This window comes from Wolbachia endosymbiont of Dirofilaria (Dirofilaria) immitis (assembly GCF_013365455.1).
In the GTDB taxonomy this organism is placed as follows: Bacteria; Pseudomonadota; Alphaproteobacteria; order Rickettsiales; family Anaplasmataceae; genus Wolbachia.
Genome location: NZ_CP046578.1, coordinates 534,304 through 549,765 on the forward strand (window position 1 = coordinate 534,304; position 15,462 = coordinate 549,765).

10 protein-coding genes and 1 tRNA gene are annotated in these 15,462 nt (G+C 33.1%); 2 read left to right on the forward strand and 9 right to left on the reverse strand.

Annotation, left to right across the window (positions count from 1 at the left end; genetic code table 11):
• Position 1: 1 nt before the first annotated feature.
• The 4 genes from clpX to GOY12_RS02145 all read right to left on the reverse strand — a co-directional run bounded on the left by clpX (position 2) and on the right by GOY12_RS02145 (position 3,476).
• The gene (gene clpX / locus GOY12_RS02130; protein ID WP_175818427.1) at positions 2 to 1,279 is read right to left on the reverse strand and encodes an ATP-dependent Clp protease ATP-binding subunit ClpX; all 1,278 of its coding nucleotides are present in this window, start codon (positions 1,277 to 1,279) and stop codon (positions 2 to 4) included.
• Positions 1,280 to 1,290: 11 nt separating this feature from the next.
• Complete coding sequence (gene clpP, locus GOY12_RS02135) at positions 1,291 to 1,890, reverse strand: ATP-dependent Clp endopeptidase proteolytic subunit ClpP (protein ID WP_175818428.1); 600 nt, start codon at positions 1,888 to 1,890, stop codon at positions 1,291 to 1,293.
• Between the two features lie 10 nt (positions 1,891 to 1,900).
• Positions 1,901 to 3,244, reverse strand: coding sequence for a trigger factor (gene tig / locus GOY12_RS02140; protein WP_175818429.1), 1,344 nt, complete (start codon positions 3,242 to 3,244; stop codon positions 1,901 to 1,903).
• A 150-nt stretch (positions 3,245 to 3,394) separates the two neighbouring features.
• A tRNA-Leu gene (locus tag GOY12_RS02145) sits at positions 3,395 to 3,476 on the reverse strand.
• Between the two features lie 285 nt (positions 3,477 to 3,761).
• Between GOY12_RS02145 and GOY12_RS02150 the strand changes: the two genes are divergently transcribed.
• Entirely contained in the window at positions 3,762 to 4,355 is a 594-nt protein-coding gene (locus GOY12_RS02150; protein ID WP_175818430.1) for a BON domain-containing protein, read from the forward strand.
• 50 nt (positions 4,356 to 4,405) lie between these two features.
• Positions 4,406 to 5,344, forward strand: coding sequence for a glutathione synthase (gshB, locus tag GOY12_RS02155; RefSeq protein ID WP_175818431.1), 939 nt, complete (start codon positions 4,406 to 4,408; stop codon positions 5,342 to 5,344).
• Here the strand turns inward: gshB and GOY12_RS02160 are convergent.
• From GOY12_RS02160 to GOY12_RS02180, 5 genes are all read right to left on the reverse strand, one after another.
• Positions 5,329 to 6,366 (reverse strand): UDP-N-acetylglucosamine--N-acetylmuramyl-(pentapeptide) pyrophosphoryl-undecaprenol N-acetylglucosamine transferase, encoded by a 1,038-nt coding sequence (locus tag GOY12_RS02160; protein WP_175818432.1) that lies wholly within the window; start codon positions 6,364 to 6,366, stop codon positions 5,329 to 5,331. The genes gshB and GOY12_RS02160 overlap by 16 nt on opposite strands.
• Before the next feature lie 435 nt (positions 6,367 to 6,801).
• Positions 6,802 to 8,187, reverse strand: a complete 1,386-nt coding sequence (lpdA, locus tag GOY12_RS02165; RefSeq protein WP_175818433.1) for a dihydrolipoyl dehydrogenase — start codon at positions 8,185 to 8,187, stop codon at positions 6,802 to 6,804.
• 881 nt (positions 8,188 to 9,068) lie between these two features.
• Positions 9,069 to 10,445 carry a PleD family two-component system response regulator gene (locus GOY12_RS02170; protein ID WP_175818434.1) on the reverse strand — a complete coding sequence of 459 codons (1,377 nt, stop codon included), beginning with the start codon at positions 10,443 to 10,445 and terminating at the stop codon, positions 9,069 to 9,071.
• Entirely contained in the window at positions 10,417 to 10,713 is a 297-nt protein-coding gene (tatB, locus tag GOY12_RS02175; RefSeq protein ID WP_175818435.1) for a Sec-independent protein translocase subunit TatB, read from the reverse strand. Before tatB ends, GOY12_RS02170 begins: the two co-directional genes overlap by 29 nt.
• 4 nt (positions 10,714 to 10,717) lie before the next feature.
• A complete protein-coding gene (locus GOY12_RS02180; RefSeq protein WP_175818706.1) occupies positions 10,718 to 15,451 on the reverse strand; it encodes an NAD-glutamate dehydrogenase in 4,734 nt (1,577 codons plus the stop codon).
• Positions 15,452 to 15,462 lie beyond the last annotated feature (11 nt).

Below are 15,462 nucleotides of genomic sequence, written 5' to 3' on the forward strand. Positions count from 1 at the left end.
ATCAATCATTAACTGTGATAACAGTGTCTTTGTTATTACAACTAATCACTGCTTTTCCTACCTCTACCATTTCCTTAGTGATTACTATTGTACTACCTTCAAAACCTCCATTTCCAGCTGTATACATAATATCAAGCAAAAGTGACTCTAAAATAGCACGCAACATTCTTGCACCTGTTTTATAACTCATAGCCTTTTCAGCTATTGCTGATATTGCTTCATCTGTAAACTCAAGGTTCACTTTGCTAAACGCAAGTAATGCCTTGTACTGTTTTATTAATGCATTTCTTGGCTCTATTAATACATGTACTAAATCTTCATGATCTAACTCATCTAAAACAGCAGTTATTTGAACCCGCCCTACAAATTCTGGTATTAAACCAAATCTAATCAAATCTTCTGGTTGAACATCATGTAGAACATTCTTTTTCCTTTGCTCCCTAGAATGACTAATATCCGCTCCAAAGCCAACCGATGTTCCTCTTTTCCTTGCTTCAATGATCTTATCTAGACCTTCAAAAGCTCCTCCACAAATAAATAATATATTATTAGTATCCACTTGTATAAGTTCTTGCTGCGGATGTTTACGTCCTCCATGCGGTGGAACATAAGCAACTGTACCTTCCATAATCTTAAGCAGAGCTTGCTGCACTCCTTCACCTGAAACGTCACGCGTTATTGAAGTGCTCTCAGATTTCCTCGTAATTTTATCTATCTCATCTATAAATACTATACCACGCTGTGCTTTTGTAACATCATAATTTGCAGCTTGCAATAGACGCGACAACACACTTTCTACATCATCACCTACATAACCTGCTTCCGTTAAAGTTGTCGCGTCAGCCATAGCGAATGGCACATCTGAGACTTTAGCAAGTGTTTTAGCTAACAAAGTTTTGCCAGAACCAGTGGGACCAATGAGCATTACATTTGATTTTTCAATCTCAACATCACTTATAGAGTGAACTTGTGCCATGGATTGACAATGATTATACATAGCCACAGACAAAACATGTTGTGCATGCTTTTGACCTACAACATGTTTGCTAAGAAAATTTTTTATGTCTTCAGGCTTCTTCAATAATAACTTCACATCAGACATATAATCTGAATTGAAAGGCCCTCCTTTCTTTTGACTTATTGCCCTATGAGATAACTCTATGCACTCATTACAAATAAACACCTTTAAACCATCTGAAGAATTAGTGATCAATTTATCTACTTCATTTTGTGCTTTATTACAAAAAGAACAACGGTGTAAATCATTATTGTTACCCATTAATTTACCCTCTACTTAATTTTAACATCTTCACGCTCAGCCATCACTCTATCAACTAAGCCAATTTTCTTAGCTTCCTCAGAATCCATGAATTTATCCCTCTCCATCATTTCTTCAATTTTCTTTAGTGAATTTCCAGTATGCTTCTCATAGATCTGATTTAGCTTCTTCTTAACTCGCAAAATCTCATTAGCATGTATCTCTATATCAGTTGCCTGACCTTGATAACCACCAGATGGCTGATGTATCATAATTCTTGAATGAGGCAAAGAATAACGCTTGCCCTTTGTACCAGCTGCAAGCAACAGAGAACCCATAGATGCAGCTTGACCTATACACAAAGTTGAAACATCCGGCTTTATATACTGCATCGTATCATAGATCGACAGACCAGCAGTCACAATACCACCTGGCGAGTTAATATACATATAAATATCTTTGTCAGGGTTTTCTGACTCTAAAAATAAAAGCTGTGCCACTATTACACTAGCCATGCTATCTTCAATAGGTCCAGTGACAAAAATTATCCTCTCTTTTACTAATCTTGAATATATATCATAAGCACGCTCGCCACGACTAGTTTGCTCAATTACAATCGGTATAAGAGTCATACCCTTCCTATTAAATATTATAAAATAACTCCTTTAACTCTTTCACAGAAACAACTTGCTCTTCCTTATTAACCTTTTCCATTATATAACCTGTAACTTTATGCTCAAGAGCTTGTCCTTTAACTAACCCTTGAAACTGCTTATCTGACTTAAAATGCTTCACTACTTTATCAAGCGGCATGCTCTTATCGACATACTGATTCATAACAACACTTAGAATATCATTTTGAGTCAACGATATTTTATGCTCCGTACTAAACTTCATAAATAACACTGCAAGCTTTACACGCCTTTCAGCCTCCTTACAGGAATCATCCCTAAAATTCAATTCCTTTTCTACTCTCTGTTGTTCCTGTTTTACTACCTCTGTAGGTAATCCAAAGCTATAATTAGCATCTAAATAATCAAACAACTCCTTCTTAATCAAGATATCCCCCATTTCTTTACACTGATTACCAATTATTTCTTTAGCATAATTTTTCAGTAATGAATAATCTTTAAACCCCATTCTTTTAGCTACTTCATCATCACTTCCAAAACCTTGAATAATTTTAATATCACTAACTAGAACAAAAAAATCAGCTTCCTGTCCTGCGATAGGAATCACCTGATAATCTTCAGGGAACTTCAACTTAAAGTTTTTCGTTTCTCCCTTTCTCATACCAATCAATTGATCCTCAAAACCATTAACAAGTGTCCCGGAACCTAAAATCACATTAAAGTTCTTGTCACTTCCACCTCGAAAAAGCTTATTTCTAATTCGCCCTTTAAAGTCAATTATAAGTTTATCTCCATTTTTTGCTCGATAAGAAACATCACTAACAGAGACAAAATCAGGAAATTTTGCCTTCATAGAATCAATAAATTCTTTTATATCTTCCTCTTCAATTTTTGCTTCAACTCTCTTCAAATTTATTTTGTCAAGATCTATCGCTGGCACTTCTGGCATCGATTCGAAAGATAGCCTATATATAAAATCGTTCTCTTTATCCTTTTTGTCCAGATTTGGCAGTGACACAATGTCAACCTTAGGATAAACGTGAAATTTAACTCCAACCTTTTTTATCAGATCACTAGAGCAATAATCAATCACATTATTTACCACATACTCTAAAGCCTCGCTTTTATAATTCGTAACAACAAGATCATAAGGCATCTTTCCAGAACGAAATCCAGGCAATTTTGCATTCTTCGCTATTTCTTGCAGCCTAGAACCCATTTTCTGCCTTATGCAATCACTACTCACTGTGATTTCATATTCATGCTTAAGTTTATCTATACCTAACTCCCTATAAGTATAAATGCTACCCAATACACCTATTTCGACTGCACTTTGAGGTATACTACTAGACATTGTAATCTATTTATAAGTATTTTAATACACACCTTAATAAAGTTATTTTACCAGAATTTAATTTAAATACAATCCTTAAGAAGGGTTTTTTACACAAACAAAAATGTATCTAGTGATTATAAATTTTTACTTAAACTTAAATTATACAAGTGCGGATAGAGGGACTTGAACCCCCACGAACAAGCTCACCAAGACCTAAACCTGGCACGTCTACCAATTCCGCCATATCCGCAAGAATTTTCCAGCAATTCGTAGCTGCCATAAACTCATTCTATCACCCTATAATAGGATTAAGCTTGAAGATCAAATTTGAGTGTCACAAATTTAGTTAACAACTTATAATATTGACCAACCCTACTTATAAATCTACTTAAGCAAGCATAAATCACTTAATTAATATTATAAATATAACATCAAAATACTCAAGATCTAAAGTCTTATCAACTTATGGCATTTACACAATCAGAAAAGCTTATTAATATCTTTTAACGAAAATTCTAAATTCTGAAAATCAATAATGAGACTGATAGTAAATTTTTTACTTGCAACTTTCTTGATTACACAGAGTGGGTGCACAACTCTTATAATAAGTGGCGTAGTAGCCACAACAGCAACAGCAGTAGCAATGCAAGATAAATCTTTAGGAAATACTGTTGACGATACAACTATAATAATTAGAATCAATAAGAGCCTCTTAAAACATGGACTATTTTCATCCATAAAGGTTAAAGTAAGTGAAGGAAGAGTATTGCTCATTGGAAATGTTGATACACCTGAAAAACAGCTTACAGCAGAAAGAATAGCCTGGCAAGAAAAAGAAGTCAAAGAGGTGATAAATGAAATAAGGGTAACACCAATTCAAACAAATTCTATACTTGATACTATTATAGATGGTATGATAACAGCAGAAATAAGAACAAGGTTCCTGGGAAAAAGAAACATCAAATCAATTAATTACAGCGTCAACACTGTTGATGGAGCTGTTTATTTAATGGGTATAGCTCAAAATAAAGCAGAACTAAAAGCCGTAATAGCAATTGCAAGAAAGGTTAAAGGAGTAAAGCAAGTTGTAAGCTACGTACGACATAGACACAGTAAGCTACGACGCTAATGAAAACTTAGCTTATAAACGGTAGTTTTATTTTAAAGGTGGTATGTAAAATGAGAATTGCTTTTCAAATGGATGAAAATATAAATTTTGAAACTGACACTACATTTGCATTAATAAAAGAAGCACAAAAAAGGAACCACGAGATCTTCATCTATGTTCCTAATAATTTAGCATTAAATTTAAACCAGCCAGTCGCTCTTGCTCAGAAAGTCAGCGCTGATGATTCTAGTTTTACCTCGAGAAAAGATGTAACAATCAATTTGAATGAAATAGAAATCATTTTTATTAGACAGAATCCACCTTTTGATATACGTTACATTACAACTACCTATATTTTAGAAAAGACTAATGCTTTAGTAATAAATAACCCAACAGAGATAAGAAATTGTCCTGAAAAATTAATCACTTCACTATTTCCAGAATTAACTTTACCAACTTTAATTACCGAGAATATATCAATGATTAGAAGTTTTTACCACAATCATAATAAAAATATTATTCTGAAGCCATTATATAATTATGGAGGAAACGACGTAATAAGAATAAAAGATGAAAGCAACATTCAAGTAGTAGCAGAACTCATGATTTCAAAATATGAATGCCCTGTAATTGCGCAAGCATTTTGCAAAAATACAGATAAAGATAAAAGAACACTACTATTGGATGGCCAACCAATTGGAGTAATGAAACGAATCCCAAGAGCTAGTGAAGAAATAAGAACAAACTTGCAACTTGGAGCAAGTTTTGTACCTGTTGAAATGAATGATAGAGACAACGAAATTTGTAATAAAATCGGCCCTGAACTAAAGAAAAGAGGATTAATATTTGTTGGCATTGACATTATAGATAATTTTCTCCTTGAAATTAATACAACTTCACCTACAGGTATAGTTTACATTAATAAGCTATATAATATAGCATTAGAGAAAAAACTATGGGATACATTTGAAGAAAAAGTAAGTAGCCACACTCATCATCCAAATCTTTGAGCTATTACCTTAATAAACTCATTAACTCCATTTTTTACCCTTGCTTTCTTAGTATTATTAGCCATATCACTCAATTTTTGAGTATTTCCTAATAAACCAATTAGTAATTCTTTCAAATTTCTTTTCGTCTCACCATTTTGCTCAATTATCACAGCTGCTCCCAAACTCTCAATATATTTTGCATTGTAAAATTGATGACCATCTTTTGAGTAAGGATAAGGAATATATATAGCAGGACGCCCAGCAAGAGTAATTTCTGCTATTGAAGTCGCCCCTGCTCTGCTAATTACCAAATGAGCACTTGCTAACCTACTCTCCATATCATTGAAAAACTCACTTAATTCACTATTAACCTTTACACTTTTATACAGGCCTTTGACCTTATTAATATTCTTCTTAGTACATTGCTGTATTACTTTAAGCTTTTTTTTCACTTCAATAGGTAAATTACAAATCACATCACTTACTACATCATCAAAAAAACTTGCACCCTGACTAGCTGCTATCACTAATATATTCAAGCTCTTTCCAGAGTGAATATAAGAATAGTCCTGCGCTCTTACATAAACAAAATTTCCTGTAAAAATACACCTATTGCTCTCTACATATTTAGTTTCTGGAAAGCTAGTCGCAATCAGCTCTGCACTATTAAGAAAAAATCTATTTACCCTTCCTAAAACTATATTTTGTTCATGTAAAATTACAGGTATAAAAAGAATTTTTGCCGCAAGAAGAGTTGGAAAAGAAGCATAGCTGCCAAAACCAATAACTAGCCTTGGCTTCAATTTTTTTATTCGACACAATGCTAATATAAAACTATACGTTAACAAAAGGAAAAATTTAAATTTACTGCTGCTTGGCTTACATAATGGTAGGGTATAGCTCTCTACATCTGTATTTTTATCTATTTTTTTATTAGTAAACAATATACAACTGTACCCTTGCAACTCTAGTGCTTTCGCCAAGGTCATAGCTGGAAAAATGTGCCCACCTGTTCCGCCTGTTGCGAGAATAATATCCATCTGCGTATAGCAATTAGTATTAGATTGTTAACTATTATTTAATAATTTGCACATTGAATTCTATCAAGCTTTATAGTAGAAAGTCAAAAGTACTTAACAAAAATAAGCCTAAAGACAAATAGAAGCCAAAATGAAGAGGCTTCACATGGAACTGCTAAAAAGTAGATAAAAGTTTCCTTAATTTGAGTGTCAGTATATTTCAGCAAAAGCTGACATAACAAAAATGGGAAACACTAATTTAAGCAACAAGATTTAGGTAATAAAGGATACAAAAGATCTCAAATCCGAAGATAAAGCTTAAAGTGAAAGCAGCAGCCGAAGAACTAAAAGAAAGGTAACAGAAGCCTGACAATGATATCAATCCGTTATAGGTTAAAACACATAATAAAACTTCTGCTCAAGATACTTGCAGCTTTAAAATAATGGAACGCTAACTCAACTATTTAGTGACTCATTATCCGCAGCAAGTACTGATTCATGTATCATTTCCGAAACAGTTGGGTGAGGAAAAATTGTAGATTTTATATCAAGATCTGTTGCTTCTATTTGCTTTGCAAAAACAAAATTGCTAACCAACTCTGTTACTTCCGCTCCTAACAGGTGAGCTCCAAGTAGCTCACCTGTTTTTTTATCTATTACCGTTTTCACTAATCCTCCAGTTTCATCGAACACAATAGATTTACCATTAAAGTTAGAATAAAACTTTCCTACTTTTATATCATATCCACCTTTAATCGCTTGTTCTTCAGTTAGGCCAACACTTGCTATTTGTGGGTGAGAGTAAGTACAATTTGGTATGCACTCTTTTTTTAATACATGAGTACCCTTACCAGCAATCTTTTCAACACAGATCATAGCTTCATAACTCGCTTTATGTGCTAAACATGGAGGGCCAGCTACATCACCTATTGCATATATATTCGGCTCACATGTTTCATACCATTCATTCGTTTCAATAAAGCCAGAAGGACTCAATTTAATCTTTGTATTCTCTAGACCTATATTCTCAGTGTTTGCTTGAACGCCAACTGCAACAATCACTCTATCAAATTCCTTGCTTTTACCACTACTTAGCTGTACTTTAACAGAGCCTCTATTTTTAGTTACAGTCTTTATACTATTGTTTGTATATATTTTTATTCCCTGTTTCATAAATATTTCTTGCGCTAATCCTGAAATATCCCTATCTTCTAACGGCAAAATAGTGTCTTTTACCTCTATAATTGAAACATCAACTCCCAAAGTACTACAGAAGCTTGCAAATTCCACCCCAATTGCACCAGATCCTATGATTAGCAACGATTTTGGTAATTTCTCTGGAGCTACAGCATGACGAGCACTCCATATCAAGTCTCCATCTACTTCCACTCCAGGCAGATTTCGTGCTCTTACACCTGTTGCTAAAATAATATGCTTAGAAGAAATTTCTTGCTCTTTTCCGCTACTAAAAATCCTTATAGTACAATTACCTACAAGTTTACCAAAACCATGATAGACTTTAATGTCATTTTTTTTCATTAAGTATGAAAGACTACTTGACAATTTATCAATAATATTTTTTGAGTATTTTACTATCGATTGTATATCAAAGCTCACATCCTTTACCTTTATACCAAACCTCTCCGATTTCTTTATAAGTCCATAGACTTCAGATGCCCTAAGTATCGATTTAGTTGGTATGCATCCCCAATTTAAGCATACGCCACCTAATTTTTCTTCTTTTTCAACAATTGCAGCTTTAAACCCAAGCTGTACCGCTCTAATTGCTGCTATATAGCCACCAGGACCACCACCTACAACTACTATATCATATCTATCCATTATCTTTCATATTTAGAAACACTATATATAACAAATGGAACTAATATAATCAATGGCATTACTCCCCACTATCTAAATAGTTAACTAGCTTACGTTCTTAATTCATAAGAACAGTATCAAAAACTACTTAACAGACTTCTCCAGCCTCTCTATCATAACAATAAAGATATTTAGTTATCTTCATAATCTGCACAAGTTGAATAACAAAAGCATCACGTAGTTGGTATCTTATGTTTAATTTTGTGCGGTATGTATCACCCAATGTACTTATAAAGTTTCAAGCTTTTACCACTTATACAAGCTGAAGTACGCTTATAAAGTTTTAGAATAATAATAGACACCAGCTTATATGAGATTAGAAAGAATAGCTAGTCATTATAAGATTTCTTTTACCTCCTTCCTTTATTTAATAAATTTATCAATGTCTATAACTGAAAATTATACAAATGCTGTAATTACAGGATCAACCACTGCTAGTGAGGTGCCATTCTAGTACTCTCATGATATCATCTAAGTAGCCAGCTCTGAGGTTTAGCAGGTTTGTTTACTATACATAAAAAGTTTATATTTATACACTCATAAATAAATACAATAAAGTTTTACATATAGACGCTACATAAAAATCCAGTTAAATAAGCTTGAAAACATAAAAACAAGGTTATTTCTAGCTTTGCACTAAAATATGATATGTAAAAACTAGAAAAGAGAGTTAAAAAAATTAATTTGATTGTGAAAAGAAATCTATATATTAGGTTAATTTATATAAAGAAATCATAAAATAAAACTAGATCCCAGTGTTAGGAACTCTTAAGATGACAGGAAAAAAGGAGCTACATATCTATAAACATACATTGCTTTAGCCCTATCATCTAATTCAGGAATTAGTCAGCAATCACCTTATTTCTACCACTATTCTTTGCTTTATATAAATACCTGTCAGCACGTACTATAAATTTTTTAATATTATCATCAGATTTTTGCATTTCTGTAACTCCAATACTTACAGTTACATTATGAGTTGTGTTTTTGTCTGAAAATGCAAAAGGTTCCATAGCAATAATTTTGCGTATCCTTTCTGCAACAGCATGAGCATCCGATATGCTAGCGTCTGGCATTACAACAACAAATTCCTCACCACCAAACCTAGCTAACAAATCCGTTACTCTAATATTTTCAGAAATTCTTTTCTGTATTTGCTTTAAAAGCTCATCACCAGCACTATGTCCAAAATCGTCATTCACTACTTTAAAATAGTCTATGTCAAGTATCATAAGAGATAGCCTCCTATTCTTCTCTATAGAGTCCTTAACAATATTTTTTAAGTGTGCATCAAAATATCTTCTATTATAACAGTTAGTTAGTGGATCCTTTATAGACATTTCCATATTATTGAATAAGTTCATTCTCAAAGCATCTTGATACCTCTTGCGCTTCACTTGTAAATTAACTCTTGCTATCAACTCACTTTCGTCTAATGGCACTGTTAAGTAGTCGTTAGCACCAACATCCAGTGCTTTTACTAAATTGCTTTTATCGTAATCTTCAGAAAGAATCAGAATTGGTGTATAACGTGTTTCTACTTTACTACGAAACTCAGAACATAAACGTAGGCCATCGGTTTTCGAGAATTGCATATCTGAAATAATTAAATCGTAATTATCTTCAATACCAACCTTTAATGCTTCAATTGGGTCATTTAGTATTTTAATCAACCTAAAGCGCTGTTTTAGTACATTATATATCTGCCGCCCTGCCTGAAAGATATCTTCATCTATAACAAGTATGTTAGCATCAAGAATCTGGTTGGAATAACCCATAATACTACTTCCTTCCACCCCACCAATTTCAGCATTAGTTTCCCCTCTTAAACGCAATTCATCTATTATCATCTTTAAGCGTGTAAGAGATTTAATTCGTGCAGATAGAGCAGTTTCATCTATCGGTTTAGTCAAAAAGTCATCTGCACCAGCATTAATACCTTGTACTCTATCGTAAGTATCATGCAGTACAGTCACCATAATTATTGGAATATGAGTTGTTAAGGGATCACTCTTTAAGCTCCTACAGACTTCAAAGCCATTTATTTTTGGCATCATAATATCGAGCAATATAATATCAGGCTGTTGTTTCGCTACTAAGTCTATAGCTTCTTTACCATCATGAGCTACAATAACTGCATAGTACTCCGCTTTTAGCCGAGCTTCTAAAAGCTTAACATTAGATAGCACATCATCTACTACCAGTATCTTCGCTGTCATTATCTTTAGATATATTATCTATATTGTAACTAGGATAAAATTTGCCATCTTTACCAACTATATAATTTACCTTCTCGTGGTTATGCTCCTTACATAAATCTTCAATTCCAGCATTTTCTAACAAGCTTCTGATTCTTGACTTTACGATTACAAAATACCTATATATATCCCTAATAAAACTAATAAACACAGGCACCTTATTTTTATCAAGAACAATCACACCCACTAGAGCTACAACTAAAATTTCTGGAAGGCCTATGTTGAACATTTTCTTATGAGGCGAGCACCTTAATTCTTCTAATTATAAATACCAATTTGCTTAAATCAAGCTTAGAAGCAACCATTTCATTTAAGAAGCTATTGTAATGTTCTATGTAATCTACATCATCACGTGCCCAAGCCTGGACCTTATTTTCACAGTCATTAGCTGATTTTATAACTTTAACAGTTAGCTTGTAATGATAATTACTTAAATCATCCAATAGATCATTAATTAAGCTACGATCCCAATAAGAAGAATGACTCTTCATCTTAATAGCAATTGTTCTAATCAGATCAAATCTTAGTAGCGATTTTAACTCAAAGTATATTTTACCAACATTGAGAATAGATAAAGATGTTTGCTCAGAAATAGATATAACGTCCAATGCATAAGCCAAAATGCACAAGTCAGCAACTTTCTTCGCTAGATCTTTATCTATATTAAGTTCTATTAAAGAAACGGACCCATGACGATAAACTTTCAATAGATGTTCATCTAAAACATCAGTCAAGTTCTGACCTAGAGTTTCAATTGCATCTTTAAACTTTGCAACATCACTCAAATCTATAAAACTAAGTTTACCTAGATTTTTTACTAACCAAAATGATACCTTACCAATAAACTTTTGCACGCTCCTTACCACTTGCAAGTATGAGCTAACATCAATCTTTCCATCTAATTCATCAATTTTCTGCCATAAGCTATTTAAACTATATAGATGATTAACAATAATATACAAATTAACTGCCTCGTACACCTTAATTCCAGTTTTTTCAACTAAATTATTAATAAATATACACCCCATCCTATTCACTATATCATTTGCAATGCAAGTAGAAACAATTTCTCTACGCAGTTGGTGCTTCAATATAAAATCTCTAAACTCTGTTGCCATCTCTTGTGGAAAGTAATTTAGTAAGTAATCACGACATAAAGAATCCTTTTCAGGAAGTTCAGAACATATAATCTCACTTTTTATTGCTGTCCTAGCATAAGACATAAGAATAGCAAGCTGAGGAGAGTTAAAGCCTTCTGCTCCAGTCAACATTCTCGCTATTTCCTCATCAGCTGGAAGAAATTCCACATTTCTATCCAATAATCCAGATTTTTCTAAACTGAGCAATAATCTATGGTGCTGTTCCAACCTTTCTTTAGCTTGTAAGCACTCAAGGAGCAACGCTTTCGTTTCAACTTTGTTATGGTCTTCAAGCACCTTGGATGCAACTTCATCTATCATACTAGAAAGTATTTCATTCCTTTTTTTTAGGGAAATACCACCTTCTTTCATAACTGAAACAAATGCAATTTTGATATTAACTTCAAGATCAGAACATATTACTCCTGCTGAATTATCAATAAAATCTGCATTGATATATCCACCACTTTTAGCATATTCTATCCTTCCAAGCTGTGTGCAACCAAGATTACCACCCTCTATGAACATAGAAGCCCTGATATCTCTACCATTCACTCTTAACTCATCGTTTGCTTTATCACCAACTACATCATGACTTTCACTTTTTGCCTTAACAAAGGTGCCAATTCCCCCATTCCATATCAAATCTACTTCTGCCTTTAGCAAATATCGGATCAAGCTGTTTGGAGATAACACGTCCTCTGTTATACCAAAGCACTTTTTCATTTCTCTAGAAACGTTTACCTGTTTACTGCTACGCTCAAACACCCCTCCACCTTGAGAAATCAAACCTTTATTATAATCCATCCAAGTTGAAAATGGTAACTCAAAAAGACGTTTACGTTCTGTGAAACTACTTTTTGCATCAGGGTTTGGATCAATAAAAATATGCATATGGTTAAATGCACCTATCAAACGCACATTTCTTGAAAGTAGCATGCCATTCCCAAATAGATCACCAGCCATATCCCCGATCCCAATAACAACCACATTTTGATAAATACTCTTATTAATCTTCCAAAAATGTCTTTGTGCTGCAATCCACGCACCTCTAGCTGTGATACCCATTCTTTTATGATCATAACCAGATGATCCACCAGATGCAAACGCATCACCAAGCCAAAAATTATACTCGGAGGCTATTTGGTTAGCATAATCAGAAAATGAAGCAGTACCTTTATCTGCCGCAACTACTAAATATGGGTCATCTTCATCATATCTAATCACATTTTTTGGTGGAATTATTTCACCATCAACTATATTATCAGTAACATCAAGCATTCCCCTGATAAAATTCTTATAGCATTCAATACCTTTTTCCCTTAAAGTATTTTCATCTCTATAGACTTTCTTTATTACAAATCCACCCTTTGCACCAACAGGAACGATAACTGCATTTTTCGTCATCTGAGCTTTCATAAGCCCTAAAATTTCAGTACGAAAATCCTCTGTTCTATCTGACCATCTTAGACCACCACGTGCTAATTTTCCTCCTCTTAAATGAATTCCCTCAAAAAGGTTTGAATAAATATACAATTCACAGTATGGACGCGGATTAGGTAAACCATTTATTTTATTTGAATCAAATTTCATGGATAAGTAAGGTTTATCATTTTGATAATAACTAGTCCTCAAAATGGACATTATCAAGTTAAATATAGAACGTAAAACATAATCATGTGAAACATTACTGACTCCCCTCAGAAGTTCTTCAATTTTCTCTCTGAAAATATCAGTAGTTTCTACTCTATCAATATCTATGTTAGGATCAAATCTCACATGAAACAGCTGTATCAAATACTTTACTACTTTTGGATACTCTGAGACCACTTTTTGGATATATCCTGGATCGTAGTTAAATGACATTTGCTTTAAGTAAGCACTTAATGCTCTAATTAGAAGCACTTCTTTCCACTCTAAGCCAGCAATAATGATCAAACTGTTAAAATAGTCATTTTTGATTTCCCTATTGAATACTTTCGTAATCGTCATCTCAAACTGCTCTTTTAGAGTGATGTTATTTATTAATTTATCAACCCTTGATAACACAAAATGGTGTATCCACATCCCACCATTAATCTCTATGTAATAACTATTATGAGACAGGATCTTTGTCCCTAAATTCTTAGTAATTTTTAATATCTTCGATAATTCAAGCCCACCGTTACTTGAAGTGTAAACCTTCAATTGATAATTAAGATTATCACGAGTAAGCTTCAAATCAACTTCACTCGTTCCTTTCCTTCTCACCATCTCTAATTTCTTCATATCATAATATGCACTATGAGGTTCAAAACTCTCCTGATAGCTTATTGGAAATGCTTTGCAGTAACGGATGAATATATCTTCAACAGTACTGAAAGTGCCATATAGGTTATCTATAAAACGATCCTCCCACTTTTCTGTAATATTCCTTAACTTATTTTCAATACACAAAACCTTATCATTAAGAACACTAACACTTTTATTCTTTAGAACCACATGCAATTTCATTAAATCATACTCATTAATAATATGATTATTGCAAATATCTGAACTTTCCGCATTCGTCTCATTTTTTAATATATCACGTATCTTGAACATTAATCTAGCACTAGCATACCGCATTGGTATTAGTATTATACAACTAATAAAATTCCCTACTCTTCTTAAAAAGAGTTTAACTCTTGGCCTAATTGCAAGAGACATGATTGAAGTACAAATCTTAAATAATTCGTCTTCATTCGATTGAAATAATTCATCACAAGAAAATGCTTGTAAAATAGAAACCAAAGCCTTATTATTGTGTCCACCAGGCACAAATCCTGTTTTTCTCTCTATTGCTTTAACTTTACTCTTTACTATTGGAATAGTGCGAATATCCTGAACTTCTGCTATAGAAGTAAATAATCCAAAAAAACGACTCTCCTTTACCATATTACCCTGATCATTAAATTCTTTCACTCCTATACAATTCATGTATGTACGTCGATGAACTATTGAGATCAGATCTGACCTTATTATATACAAATTCAAATCCTCAGAAGAAGTTAAAGAACCTTGATATTCTTTGCTTGCTCTCATCAAACCAAGATTTTTCTCATCACTAGAAACAAGTTTTCCATCTCTATCGGTAATGCATTCTTGATAACCTAAAAATATAAAATTATTATTTCTCAACCAAATTAGAAAATCTATAACTTGATCAGCAGTATACAACGGTGAAACCTGGACCTTAACATCTGTTATTTGAGTAACAGAACAAAGTCCATTCTTCATTTCGTCTAGCCTTTGTAGCATTAGGCGCCAATCTTTTACAACATAATTAACTGCCTTCAGTGTTTCTCGTAGAGACTCTTTCAGAGTATTAACAAAACTATCACTTATACCCTTAATAATTACATATATCACCGACTCCTTTACACCATTATTTTCTTCTACATCATAAATCTCATCAATCAAGCCACTTTTTCTTTTAATATTAATTACACTATTACTATAATAGTATATAGTCAAGTCGTGCGATTTAATAGCAGCAACAACAGAGTCAACCAGAAAAGGCATATCATCATTCGTTATCTTAACTATAGTAAAATTACCCTTTACTCCTGGTATATCATTTACATTACTTACCCTTAATTTACTTTTCTCTCTTTCCTTTTTAAGAATGAAGTTGTATGCATCCTCTGCAATATACAGAAGGAACCTATTATTAACCTTCAAATCACTACTATAAACAAAACTATAAAAATACTTTACAAATTCTCTAATTTTTTCTTTTTCTTTTTTGTTCCCTTGATTAATCAACTTAAATAAAGATTCAGTGTCAATATTATTATTCACACACATTTTTTCACGCA

Bases quoted from the DNA above. Each gene is read 5' to 3' on its own strand.
- clpX (WP_175818427.1), bottom strand. From the start codon at position 1,279: ATGGGTAACAATAATGATTTACACCGTTGTTCTTTTTGTAATAAAGCA.
- clpP (WP_175818428.1), bottom strand. From the start codon at position 1,890: ATGACTCTTATACCGATTGTAATTGAGCAAACTAGTCGTGGCGAGCGT.
- tig (WP_175818429.1), bottom strand. From the start codon at position 3,244: ATGTCTAGTAGTATACCTCAAAGTGCAGTCGAAATAGGTGTATTGGGT.
- GOY12_RS02150 (WP_175818430.1), top strand. From the start codon at position 3,762: ATGAGACTGATAGTAAATTTTTTACTTGCAACTTTCTTGATTACACAG.
- gshB (WP_175818431.1), top strand. From the start codon at position 4,406: ATGAGAATTGCTTTTCAAATGGATGAAAATATAAATTTTGAAACTGAC.
- GOY12_RS02160 (WP_175818432.1), bottom strand. From the start codon at position 6,366: ATGGATATTATTCTCGCAACAGGCGGAACAGGTGGGCACATTTTTCCA.
- lpdA (WP_175818433.1), bottom strand. From the start codon at position 8,187: ATGGATAGATATGATATAGTAGTTGTAGGTGGTGGTCCTGGTGGCTAT.
- GOY12_RS02170 (WP_175818434.1), bottom strand. From the start codon at position 10,445: ATGACAGCGAAGATACTGGTAGTAGATGATGTGCTATCTAATGTTAAG.
- tatB (WP_175818435.1), bottom strand. From the start codon at position 10,713: ATGTTCAACATAGGCCTTCCAGAAATTTTAGTTGTAGCTCTAGTGGGT.
- GOY12_RS02180 (WP_175818706.1), bottom strand. From the start codon at position 15,451: ATGTGTGTGAATAATAATATTGACACTGAATCTTTATTTAAGTTGATT.